Source organism: Paucisalibacillus globulus (genome assembly GCF_900184735.1).
Taxonomy (GTDB): domain Bacteria; phylum Bacillota; class Bacilli; order Bacillales; family Amphibacillaceae; genus Ornithinibacillus; species Ornithinibacillus globulus_B.
The window spans coordinates 204,952-217,555 of record NZ_LT855390.1 but is presented as its reverse complement, the minus strand read 5'-3'; the positions used below and the strand labels follow the sequence as shown (position 1 = coordinate 217,555).

Genomic DNA, 12,604 nt, shown 5'->3' with positions numbered 1-12,604 from the left:
ATTAACTAACTCCTTTCTCAAACACAAGAGAATACATATTGATTTCTAAGTAATCTTGAAAAATTTTAATATCTTTAACCAACAGTTCAATCAATGTTTCTAAGTCAGATTCTGTAAGTCTCTCTATAGCTGGCTCAACAATATTAGAAATAGTCTTCACTTCATTCTTCAGTGAGTTTACATGAATAATCTCTCTATCAATTACATCAATTTGATCCTGTATTTCTTGGATTTTCATTTGTGATTTCTTTAGTTGATCATTGCTGACTATATTACCACTAGCTAACGTTAACATTGATTTTTTAAGTAAGTGTTCCTTATGTTGCTTACTATGAACCAGATTATCTAATACACCTTTTAGATGTGATTGAAATATAGGCTTATAAACGGTCAGAGTATATTGCTGCGTTTCCTTAATAACTGTTTCTTCAATGACTTTATTAACTTCATCCAGTTCGATTACTACTTTTTTATGTTTGGAACTGCAAACAAAGTAAGATGGTTTATCAAGTGCCTTTTTAAATTTCATTTCTTTATTGCATTGCCCGCATATTGGATTAAGTAGTATATTTTCTTTTGCTCGAGATACCTTTTCTTCATATTCTTCTATGAATTTGTTTAGGGTATCTTGAACATCTTCAAATAATTCCAGTGGAATAATAGCCTCTACATGAGTTAATTCATCGTAACCAAAATCGGTTATGCAGTGAGCAGTATAAAATGGCCGTTGTAATATTTTAATTACAGTTGAATGACTATTGAGCCTTTTTCCATACTTAATTAGCACATTCACAAAATCTTCCTTAGTACTAACCTGGCTAAATTCTTTAAATAGTGATTTTATTGTTTTACTGCGATCATTATCCATTAAAAAGAATACTTTCTTACTGCCATCTTCCATCTCTCTTTTAATACGTTCGTAACCAATCACTTGCCCCGGATACCTTTTTGTGGCATCAGTCGTTCGCCTTTTGATGTTTTTACCTTCCTGTTGACTGAATATCCCGTAAAAGCTTTCAATTGATGAGTTTTTATTGTAAGGAATCTCATCTGTAGCAGTATAAACTACCTCAACCCCATGCTGGTTTACAAGTTCAATAAACTCAGAGGCTTCAAAAAAATCCCGAGTTCCTCTATCACGAGAATAAATAATAATTGTATCTACTTTATCTTCACTTACTAACCCTAATAACCTCTTATAAGCCGGACGATTACTTGCATCATTCTTTGTTGCAGATACGTTAAAATCTTTCAGGTACAGTACCTCATCTTTATTAATATTTCTCAGCTTTAAGAAGTTGTTGGCAGCATCAAGTTGTTCGCGAAGATTTTGCGAACTAGAGCTAACCCGTGAATAAACGACAACTAGCTTTTTCCTCAATAATAATTACCTCCTTAGTATCTAAACCTTTTATCTGCAGAGTGAAGAAGTTTCGCTTTAACACTGTAATCAATGTCTAACTCATTTATTAGTAATTTTGTAACAAGCTTTTGTACCCAAATAATTGATTCTGCAGAAAGGTCTTGTGAATATGTGATTTTAGAAATTCTAGATGTTGACATATAACCGTCTCCTCCAAGTTGATATATACATATTTGACAGGAGGAGAAAAGATTATACTTCACACTACTTTTTGCAACTTATAGTTTCCTCTAAATCTAGTTTTAATTGGAAAGCCCTCTGTACCTCTGGTTCTTTGTCAGATACCCGGGGAATTAGTATTTTCTTTGGTGTTGAATTCGGGAAATTGTATTTCTGGAAAGCCTTATTCAACCTTATCCCTCCTTCTTATTTCTTCTAAGCTACGAGATACAACATGCCTTGATATATAATGATCCTTACTGTACTTAGCACATCGAAATAGAGACTTAATTACTTCTAACCTAGTAATTTCATTTTTTTCAAGTTTCATTTTTTGACCCTCCTTATGGAATATAAAGAAAGATGTATTGCTGGAACAAAAAAAAGACCGGATACCTTATATATTTCAATTCCATAGAAAAATTGAAATGCATAAGATAATCCGGTCCTTCCGTGATTTATCTTCTAGTGTTATTAAATTTTATAATTATAGTTTTGATTGTATCATTCATCTTCTCTTTGGTTCTATTAAAATACAAGAAGAATATTTTGTCAATAGTGAGTCATTAATCCCAGACTGATAGTAATAGTTAATAATTACTTTTAAAATTCTAACTGTTTATTTAAGGCAAGATGACTTACATCTAATTTGTTATAATATACCTAGTAGTTTGATAATTTATGGGAGGAGAGAAAATGTACTATCAAGTGTTAATAGAAACAATAAATAATATCGATAATAAGCCGGATACAAAAGTTATTTATGAACTTGATAAAACAAGTAAGGAAAGTGTATTGAATGAAATTGTTATTCCGTATTTATCTGATAAAGAATTTCAATTTAATGGCTATTTTTTAAGACCTCAATCTATTGAAAGAATAGTTATAAAAATTACTAAAAAAACTACTAGGGAACTTTCAAAATACGAAAATGATAATATGCCTTCAGGACTTATTATGTATGTTTCTCCTGAAGACATTGTAAGTTATGATGAACATACTACAGATGTTACAAAGGAAATATTTTTAGAAGGTAAGGAGTTGATAAAAATAGGGGTAGAAGATAAATTCATTCCGAAGGAGCAGATAAAAGTAGATAAAACCAAAGTTTTCATAGTTCATGGTCACGACGATTTAGCAAAAACCGAAGTCGCTCTTTTTATTAATAGGTTAGGATTTGAACCAATCATTCTTCATGAACAGGCTAGTTCTGGAATGACTATTATTGAAAAAATCGAAGCTTATTCTAATGTTGGTTTCGGTATCGTATTATATACACCATGCGATGTAGGTTCAAAGAAAGATGAGCAGGAACTATTGCCAAGAGCTAGGCAGAATGTTGTATTCGAACATGGATTTCTCATGGGGAAAATAGGTCGAGATAATGTTTGTGCCCTTGTCAAAGATAATGTGGAAACTCCTAATGATATCTCTGGTGTTGTTTATATTCCCCTGGACACTCACAAAGCTTGGCATATTGCTGTTGCAAAAGAGCTCCGAAACTCTGGCTACGACGTTGACATGAATTTAGTATTATAAATTATTTACTAGCCACTAACACACACTAGTGGCTAGTAAATAGAGGGCACTCCTGTAATTTATGACTTATTTTTGTAGGACTCAACTGCCTCGAATATCGAATTTACCTTAACTAAACTAATAGATCTTTTATAATACGTTATAATTCACTCCCATACTTTTATACTTTCAAATTCCAACTAATTCCATTTAACCCAACTCCACCAGAAACCATTATATTAAAGAAAAAATAAAATTAAAAAGCCACTAAATTAATAGTGACTTAATCTTATAGAGTATCGTTAAATTGATTAATAACATTACAATTTGGACATTCAACTTGAAGTAAAAGCTCAACCCCTCTTCCATTTCCACTCAAAAAAGTATTAATTGCAATTGCCTTACCGCGAACAGCATCAGGATTGACATTGTACTCAGGTATTAATGGTACTTCAAAAGTAAAAGGAATTCCACACACCATACAAGGTTGGTTAACCTTTCTCTTAGCTTCTATAGTCACAAGATAACCTCCTTTCACATAGACTATATTTCGACATTAAGCATAGTATCCATTTTTTCCAAAGTATAGTATCTCATTTTGGATGAAAGTATAAAAAATTTCACCTAAAATAGAAAGACTACTAGTATATAAAAAATGATTATACTTCTGATTCTTCTTTTCTTGATTGGGCTCTTAAGTTCTCCACTGCTTGACTAATAGATTCGTTTTTAGGCTTATTTTTCGACCATTCTTTCCAAAAATCTTTAGTCATACTATCCGGTTTGATTTTAGGAACATCTAACTTTATTCTGTTTGGTAGTAGGATAGAATCACCTAATACTAACGCTTCCCCTGTATCTAGTAGTGGCAAACAGTCTGTTATACCCTTCATTGAATCAGGCATTAACTTTTTAACTACACTTTGATCCCTATCGTTAGTTAATCGTAGTACAATAAAATTATTACACTGACTAAGAATTGTTTTGCTCACATCCGATGGCCGCTGGCTTACTACTAACAATGATACACCATATTTACGCCCTTCTTTTGAAATCCTCTCAAAATTTTCAAGTGCCTGTCTTTCTGTAGAATTTGCATCCTCCTTTATAGGTAAGTACAGATGGGCCTCATCACATAAAATCGTAAATGGTGTTCTATGGTTAGAATCCATCCAAAATTGTATTTCATAAAGAATTCTAGCTAGAGTACCGGTTACTACAGGTAGTACATCAGATGGCACTTCTGAAAAATCGATAATTTTTATTCCCTTGCGTTCACTGCTATAACCAAGTAACATATACAACAATTGCTCAAGCCAATCATACTTTAAGGCTTGTTCAGGAGGCTGAAACAAAAAACCATACCTTCTATCAGATACTTTCGCTTCCAATCTACTTATAAAACGAGTTAATTTACCTTCCCATTCACCTTTGACAGGTTTGTTACTTGCCCCTACTCCCTTACGAGTATCGTCATCTTGTAATTTCATTAACAAGTCTTGAATTTGATAAGGAATAGGTGAATCCACAGTAAAAGTCTTAAGAATCTGTTCTTTATTATTTCTTACCAAAGTATTTTCCTTTAGATTTTTTATATGTAAAGTAAATCTTGACGCTTGGTTTGGTGCGTTATTATCATTTCTATCTAGAATCATCGATAATACTTCTTCTCTATTTAAAAGCCAGTAGGGTAAAAAAATTACGTTTTTATCAGTGGATTCTAAATCTCCTGGGCCAGCAATTCTAAATCCTTCAGCGATTTTATCATTTCCTTTTGTTAACGGAGAATATTCTCCATGCATGTCAAATACAATCAAATTAGGAAAGTCTAATTGGCTCGCCTTTTCCAAAATAGTTGCTACACACCAACTTTTTCCTGAACCTGTACTACCTAAGATAGATGCATGTCTTTGGAAAAACTTGTCGCCATTTAATATTGCTTTAGCAGTGCTATCGTTAATAAAATGCCCAATTTTTAATCTTTCGCTGTCTCTGATTCCTTCACTTATTAGGTTCATAAAGTTTTGTAAATTGTCACCTTCAATTAAGTAAGATTCACTATCAATTTGAGGAAACGTATCAGCACCCCTTTTAAAAACATTTCTTTTTTCTCCATCAACACTTTTAAAAGTCCCAATTAGCACTACTTTAACTATATCGTTTGGATGGTCTTGGTAGACTAACTCGTCATCAGATTCAAATTCAAATTCAAGCTTTTCAGTTACAGTTCGAGAAATCTTTTCAATAGTCCCAATTAATAACTGGTATTCGGAATAGCTTTTAATTGCTACCAAATGTCCAACACCAAGTTTTGTCATTATCTCACTATTATGTACATCTATAAATACCTGTGATGTGTCAACACTCATTACCATTCCTAGTTCATTTTGATTATCAAAGCTAAATAAATCACTCAATTAAAATACCTCCTCTATAAACTCCCCTAAATCCCATAAGTCAATATTTTTCAAAAAAACGCTTTTACCATTGCCCTGAAAAAGAGTTCCCTCATCAAACTTATTCTTAATAGAATGGGAAATTGCAAGAACGTTTGTGTTTTCTGATATTATTCTAATTGTGTTTTCTGATAAAGTCCTAGTAATAATCAATGTAGGTACTCCTCTTTTTATCCGATCAATTAAGTGAGTTTCTAGGTGATCATCATTAAATCCATAACCTATAATAATGTATTTTGAGGCTTCATCTATGGCTTTATTTGCCTTTTCTCTATGTATATCAAAAGGCTGTTCATAACCTGCTCTAAACTTATTAAGCCCAGGTGTAATAATTAAATTTTTTGCTTTCAAATTCAGAGAAGTACTTACTGGTGTTCCGTTATAATCAAACCACCCTAAACAACCGTGTGGTTTAAAAATCTTTATCCTTTTATGATAGCTTAGTTGAACTCTATCCCTGGTCTTAGATTTAATCCCTTTACAAAAACTTAAGCTACTTTTGTTCTCATCTAGCATAGCAATACTACGACCAAAGAACATATTATCAACAGGTACTCCCGCTAATTCACAAGAGAATTCTATTAATCTATCATAATTTGTAGTTATTATTGGTAATCCTGAGTTTGGAATATGCATTTTTCTTATGTACTTTGAAAACCTAAACTCCTTATTCCCAGCAATTACATTATCAATAACTTCTTTTTCAGCCTCTCTTATGTATCTTGATGTTATATAAAGTATTACATCTTCCAGGTCTTCATCTGGTTTATTTTCATGTAAAGCCTCTTCTAAACCCTTATTGTTTTCTAAGGATTTTACTATATTGCTCCAAGTAGTATTTCTCTCTACATTTATCATATTTGGTACTTCTTGTAATAATTTTTTTGCAAGGTCCCCCATGCCCGGAATACCCTCAGCACATGATAGTCCTGAACCCACTATTGTTAATGTACCTTTATTAAAAAAACTTTGTAAACTTCTTTTTATTTCATCATAATCTATACCCATAATGTACATCCCTCTTTGAGAATACTATATTCCTAATATTCGATATAATCTTTCAAAAACCCTTTATTTGTTGCAACTTTTGCAAATAAAAACATTTATTAACTAAATTCTTAAACATAGCAAGGTATTTTCTACATCCTTTAATACCAATACTGTTACAAAAAGTTAAAAGAGGTATCAAAATGAATAAAATAAAAAGTGTTGCCATCTACTGTCGTGTCAGCACAGAAGAGCAAGCAAGTGAAGGGTATAGTATATCAGCACAATTAAATACCTTGCGCCAATATACATCCCTATATGGATGGAATATTGCTGAGGAATATGTAGACGAAGGCATTAGTGGTAAAGATATAAAAGGCCGACCAGCAATGCAAAGATTGATAGCAGACGTTGATAAAGATAAATTTCAAGCTGTTCTTGTTTGGAAAATATCACGTCTTTCACGTAACATGTTGGACACTCTTGTATTACTAGATAAGTTCGAAGAGTATGATGTAAAGTTTATCTCCTACTCGGAGAACTTTGATACATCAAGCCCGATTGGGAAACTTGTCGTTCAACTGATGGCTTCCATTGCAGAAATGGAGAGAAATACTCTAGCAGAAAATGTGAAGTTGGGAATGACTCAGAGGGCCAAAGAAGGTAACTGGAATGGTGGAGTAGTTTTTGGTTATGATTCTATTGAAAAAGAGCTTATTGTTAATCCCAAAGAAGCAGAGATTGTTAAACTTATATTTACGTTATACGCAGAAGGTAAGGGGCTTAAGGCCATAGCTAATCACCTAAACAAAGCCGGATATAGGACAAAACGTGAGAAACACTTCTCTATAAATAGTATTGCTACAATATTAGATAATCCTATTTATATCGGTAAAGTCCGGTGGCTACAAGTTGAAAACTGGGATAAAAAGAGAAGACGTGGAAAAAATGCAAACCCCATAGTAGTTGATGGGAAACACGTAGCTATTATCACTGACGAACTTTGGAGTATTATCCAAACTCGAAGACAAAGTAAGTCTTTTAAGCAGCGCCAGTCCAACGAGCCTTTCCTATTAAGCGGTATCCTTAGATGTCCTGATTGTGATCAAGGTATGGTTCCTTCTATCACTACCTATACTCGAAAGGATGGTAGTAAACGGAAGCATCGCTATTACGTATGTGGTGTATACCACAATAAAGGGGCAACTGCCTGCAAACCTAATTCAGTTAAAGCTTACGATGCAGAGGATGCTGTCATCAGTCGTTTAACAGAGTTCTTAAACGATACTGTCTGTTTTACTCAAACTATAGAAAATATTAATAAAAACACGGTTGAATTAAATATGCAATTAAAAGAGCAGTTAGAGAGTGTTGAAACAGAGCTACAAGAAGCCAATTCAATGAATGAAAAATATTTGAAAGCATTTGAACAAAATCTCTTTCCCATTTCCATATTGCAGGAACGTTTACTAAAAATATCTAAAAAGAAAAACGACTTAGAACAATTGAAAAATGAACTTAGCATACAACTAAGTTCATCAGACTTGAGAGTCATTCCTCCAAGAATTATAAGGCACTTATTAGAGAAGTTTGTACAAATTTATCAACAATCATCGAGAGATAAGAAAAAGCAACTATTTCAGCTTTTACTAAATAATATAACCGTAAAAACTGATTCTGGCACTCGAATTGTTGATAAAGTTGAACTGGATTTTGATTTATCTGAGGTAAATGTATCCAAGACTTTTACGCTAATCCACACGCTTTACCATGAATCAAATGGGCTTGAAGGAAATATCATTCAAAATAACGTATCGAATGATAAAACACCACCATATCTTCAACTTTTTTTGCCTCTATTTATGGTACGGTTCCCCCCTATTAATCCGAAACCCCCGATAAACCTGCTCCACCAAAACCAACCGCATCAACTGATGAGGAAACGTCATCTTCGAGAAAGAAAGCGCAAAATCACTCCGCTTCTGCACCGCTTCACTAATCCCAAGCGATCCCCCAATCACAAACGCAAGCTTACTCTTCCCATATGTCGCAAGCTGGTCCATCTTATCCGCTAGCTGCTCCGAACTAAGCATTTTCCCACCGATTTCTAGTGTAATCACATACGTATCCTGGCTAATATGCGAAAGAATTCGTTCGCCTTCCTTCCTTTTCACCTCTACCATTTCTGCTTCACTCATATTCTCCGGTGCCTTCTCATCCGCTACTTCCACAATATCCACTTTTGCATAAGCTGACAGCCGCTTCAAATACTCCGCAATCCCTTGCTTTAAATATTTCTCCTTCAGTTTTCCTACTGATACAATTGTAATTTTCATATACTTACCGTCCTTTTCCATCGTCTGGTATTAGTGTATCAAATCAAAAGAAAAATAACACCTTGTCCCATCCGCCTCGAAACAAGAGCGAATAAGCATATACACTACATTTTCAACTAATATTAAGTCTCCAACCAGAATACATTAAATTGATAAGAGAAAAGGGGTTGAGGTCAATTTGAAAGATTATTTAAGCAGTGCTTCATTTGAGCACAAATTTTGGCTGCGGGTCTTGCATGAACATGCGCAGTTCATTCATGATTCATTATATCCAACGGAAGAGAAGGACATTGCTACCGCAAAAGAGTTTATGAACACCTACGAGAAGCTTTTGAAGGAAACGGATCGGCTGTCCAATAATAATGTCATCGCCTTTACTAAAAAGGCAGAAACCGCAACAGAGCACCTAAAAGAATTTAAGCTTTCGATTATAAAGAGACAACTTACTGGAGATATCGGTATTCATCTCCCGCCAACATTCCTGAACCATATGGTCAATGAGTTAGAGGAATATGTTCTCATCATGGGATATTTAAAAGAAGGAAAAGCAGCACCGACTTTCCATGAGTTACATCATCATTTAATCTGGCTCGCGGATGCTTCTGGCCATGCTGGTGCGATTCATGATGAATTGGACGGGGTGGAGAAACGATTAAAGGAAAAAAGCCAGATATTTGTGAAGCACTTTGATCAGTTTTATCTAAAAGCAATTGAATTAACCGGGTATTTACGAGCAAACGTGACGAGTTTTCCTGCCCTTAAGCGATTTAATAATGATGTAGAAGTGGAGATGCAGTTATTCCGGACCTTCCTGCATGAGATTGAAGAAATGGAATTATCGGATACCGTACTGAGCACCTTTTCCGCCTTAATGGCTGACCATATGTACCGGGAAGAGTGTTATTACTTAATGAAACTCGCAGAATCTACTAACTCACCCCCTCCAAACTGTGACCCCATCTAATAGAAGGAGGGACAAAATTCCTCCTTCTAAACTACTATTTAATTGACATTCCTCGACATAGATTTACAATAAAATAAGAGAATTCTATAAATTTTAATACCTATACATAACAGCTTTAGAGAGGGAGTATTTCATGTCTAAGGAAGTAGAGAAAAAGGGTCTGGGTTGGTTTAAAGGAAATCGAGCAAACAACGATACAACGGAAGTCTGGGAAAATATTATCACAGAGAAAGAAACAGCAGCAGCACAAGTTATAGAAGAAGAAATCGTTCAAGAAGAAAGCCCTACAGAAGTTGCAGAATCTGCCAATAAAAACATCCTTTCCAAGGAGAACCAAGACAAAATATCCTTGGATGTGATTGTGTCCGTAGAAAACTTATTAAAGGACCGTCAATTGTTACAGGTTAAGCTTAGTGACCTTGCGAAACGTCTTATTGAGGCTAATGATACGGTAAGTCGATACAAGCAAGATATCGAAAATCGCGATCAGCTTCTAAATGAAAAGAATAAAGAAATCCAAACATTAGAGAATAGCTTAACCAATAAACAAATGAGCTATGACCAATTGCTAGAGGACTATAAGGAGTACCAACATAATTCCAACACGGAATATGAAAAGGTAACGGGTCAGCTAGAAACAGAACAAAACAAATACAACCAATTAAACGAAGAATTTACGGCTAGTAAATTCGACCACATGCAAAAGGTGAATGAATTAGAAGAGAAAATTCGAAGCATGGAAGCAGAAAATAAAAAATACGCGACCAACTATCAACAAATCTTGGAGGAGAAGAATCAGCTCATGAAAACCATTAATGAGTTTACCGAGCGCATGTCCTTCTCTTTCACACCGAAATCGAATTCTACTACTTCATCAGAACAAGAATAATAGATTCATAGACATCCTTTGGGGGAAGGAGATTTGTCGTATGTATCACTTAAAGATACTGCAACTTGTAGGAATTAAGGAATATAAAGAGAACCATTACCTACAAATCCATGTACTGCTTGACCAGGTAGAAACACTCTACTGGAAAGTCGATCAAGAGACTGCTGATATTTTACAAGCGGTAACCGATTTTACGAAGGGTTACTATTATCGACTTACCTTTCAAACATACATGGAGAAAAGCATCGTCACGCGAACACAGTTAGAAGAGAGTTTAAATCTAGAATTCACTTGTTCTAGGGAATACCGTGAGCAATTAGCGGTATTGAAACAAGTAGAATCATTAGTAGACATGAAGCAATTAGACTTTATTTCTAGTGAACTAGAGTCGGAGCCAGAACGAGAGAAGAAACAAAAAGTAGAATTGCCGAAAAGCGAAAATCCAGCACCTGCACGAAGAAAACGCAAACCTTCTTGGGTATTGGCAACGGCTTTAACTATTATCTTTGCTATTATTTTCACCTACACCGGTCACTCTATATTGACCAAGGCTTTAGCCCAACCAGAAAAAGTGGCCTCTGAACATGAACTAGTAGAAAAAGAGACGGCTCCAGTTAAAGAGAAAGTAGAGCCAAAACCGGAGACGATTATTTTAGAAGAAAATATCACCATCGAGGAAGAACCCGCAATTCCTTTCTTCAAGCTTGCAGACGGGACGTCCCATGGCATTGAAGAGGGAAAGGTAGCCCTGACGTTTGATGATGGTCCATCCCAGTTCACGGATGAGATTATTGATATTTTAAAAGAAAGCAATGCTGGTGGGACCTTCTTTTTAATCGGTTCTAATGTAAACAAGTTCCCAGAGAACGCTGCATACATCCATCAAAATGGTTATTCCATTGGAACTCACTCTATGAATCATATTAACTTTGCGAGTAGTGGAGTGGCCGCACAGCAAGAGGAACTAGTTCAGTCTATCAACTTAATTGAATCTATCATTGGAGAAGAAATCAAACTCTTCCGCCCACCATTTGGAAAAATGAATGGTACAACTGAACAGGTCACCAATGACTTAGGACAGCGAATTGTTCTATGGAATAACGACCCTAGAGATTGGCAGTCACGTGATTCTAAGAAGATTATTCAGCATATTAAATCAACGGAAGTGTCAGGGTCAATTATTCTTCTGCATGAGACGGAAGCAACCCTGGATGCTTTGCCGGAGATTATTGCTTATTTACAAGAGCAGGATTTGGAGATTGTTACATTACGTTAAGGTGACGAGGCTATGGGGACAGGTTCCTTGGCCTTCCTATCATCAAGAGATGACTATAAATTTACTATGAATTTATAGTCATCTTTTTATTTTTCTTCTTAAGTTTGTAGAAGGAATTATCATTTTTTTCATGAATAACTTATAAACAAAGGGGAGAAGTGTATGAAACGATTCATTGTTTTCATCATCGCAATGGGGCTTGTCCTAGTTGCATGTGGTCAAGATACCGCGGAAGAGAATCCCAATTCAACCAAGGCAAGAGTTTATAGTCATTCTTGGGATGGTAATCCTGTAACCGTTGAAAAGAGGAATACAGAAGGCAACTACGAGATCATTCATGAGATTACGGATGCGGATGAAGTAGAAAAACTGATAGAGGCTCTAGGAAACGCAGACTGGGAAGAGAATGTTAAAGTGGATATCGCTCCACCAGATTACAGTTTTACCTGGAATAACTATAATCATAGTGTTTGGGTCAATGAAGGATCTGAAAGATTGGAACTTATGATTGAAGGGCAATCGAATTATGGAACATTGTCAAAAACTCCATCTGAACTAGTATTTGAAATATTAACAGGGGAACCATTGAAATAGGT

The 12,604-nt window shown here is 35.0% G+C and carries 11 protein-coding genes and 1 pseudogene; 6 read left to right on the top strand and 6 right to left on the bottom strand.

Going from position 1 to position 12,604, the window contains the following annotated elements; genetic code table 11:
• Position 1: 1 nt before the first annotated feature.
• Complete coding sequence (locus BN999_RS10410) at positions 2-1,381, bottom strand: recombinase family protein (RefSeq protein ID WP_096271305.1); 1,380 nt, start codon at positions 1,379-1,381, stop codon at positions 2-4.
• A gap of 14 nt (positions 1,382-1,395) precedes the next feature.
• Complete coding sequence (locus BN999_RS20625) at positions 1,396-1,563, bottom strand: hypothetical protein (protein WP_176481945.1); 168 nt, start codon at positions 1,561-1,563, stop codon at positions 1,396-1,398.
• A 715-nt stretch (positions 1,564-2,278) separates the two neighbouring features.
• Here BN999_RS20625 and BN999_RS10405 point away from each other — a divergent pair.
• Positions 2,279-3,121 carry a TIR domain-containing protein gene (locus tag BN999_RS10405; protein WP_096271304.1) on the top strand — a complete coding sequence of 281 codons (843 nt, stop codon included), beginning with the start codon at positions 2,279-2,281 and terminating at the stop codon, positions 3,119-3,121.
• 268 nt (positions 3,122-3,389) lie between these two features.
• On the opposite strand, the gene BN999_RS10400 is transcribed toward BN999_RS10405, so the two are convergent.
• From BN999_RS10400 to BN999_RS10390, 3 genes are all read right to left on the bottom strand, one after another.
• The gene (locus tag BN999_RS10400; RefSeq protein ID WP_096271303.1) at positions 3,390-3,620 is read right to left on the bottom strand and encodes a hypothetical protein; all 231 of its coding nucleotides are present in this window, start codon (positions 3,618-3,620) and stop codon (positions 3,390-3,392) included.
• Positions 3,621-3,759: 139 nt separating this feature from the next.
• On the bottom strand, positions 3,760-5,517 hold the full coding sequence (locus tag BN999_RS10395; protein ID WP_255247445.1) for an ATP-binding protein: 1,758 nt from the start codon (positions 5,515-5,517) through the stop codon (positions 3,760-3,762).
• Positions 5,518-6,564: an SIR2 family protein gene (locus BN999_RS10390; protein WP_176481944.1), complete on the bottom strand. Its 1,047-nt coding sequence runs from the start codon at positions 6,562-6,564 to the stop codon at positions 5,518-5,520.
• Between the two features lie 182 nt (positions 6,565-6,746).
• On the opposite strand from BN999_RS10390, the pseudogene BN999_RS21020 reads away from it, so the two are divergent.
• A pseudogene (locus BN999_RS21020) lies at positions 6,747-7,799 on the top strand (recombinase family protein); the annotation flags it as partial.
• A gap of 600 nt (positions 7,800-8,399) precedes the next feature.
• On the opposite strand, the gene rlmH reads toward BN999_RS21020, so the two are convergent.
• Positions 8,400-8,879 carry a 23S rRNA (pseudouridine(1915)-N(3))-methyltransferase RlmH gene (rlmH, locus tag BN999_RS10380; RefSeq protein ID WP_096271301.1) on the bottom strand — a complete coding sequence of 160 codons (480 nt, stop codon included), beginning with the start codon at positions 8,877-8,879 and terminating at the stop codon, positions 8,400-8,402.
• A 178-nt stretch (positions 8,880-9,057) separates the two neighbouring features.
• On the opposite strand from rlmH, the gene BN999_RS10375 reads away from it, so the two are divergent.
• From BN999_RS10375 to BN999_RS10360, 4 genes are all read left to right on the top strand, one after another.
• Positions 9,058-9,843, top strand: coding sequence for a DUF2935 domain-containing protein (locus BN999_RS10375; RefSeq protein ID WP_096271300.1), 786 nt, complete (start codon positions 9,058-9,060; stop codon positions 9,841-9,843).
• A 133-nt stretch (positions 9,844-9,976) separates the two neighbouring features.
• Entirely contained in the window at positions 9,977-10,732 is a 756-nt protein-coding gene (locus BN999_RS10370; RefSeq protein ID WP_096271299.1) for a hypothetical protein, read from the top strand.
• Between the two features lie 40 nt (positions 10,733-10,772).
• Positions 10,773-12,008 carry a polysaccharide deacetylase family protein gene (locus BN999_RS10365; RefSeq protein WP_176481943.1) on the top strand — a complete coding sequence of 412 codons (1,236 nt, stop codon included), beginning with the start codon at positions 10,773-10,775 and terminating at the stop codon, positions 12,006-12,008.
• Between the two features lie 162 nt (positions 12,009-12,170).
• A complete protein-coding gene (locus BN999_RS10360; RefSeq protein WP_096271297.1) occupies positions 12,171-12,602 on the top strand; it encodes a hypothetical protein in 432 nt (143 codons plus the stop codon).
• Positions 12,603-12,604 lie beyond the last annotated feature (2 nt).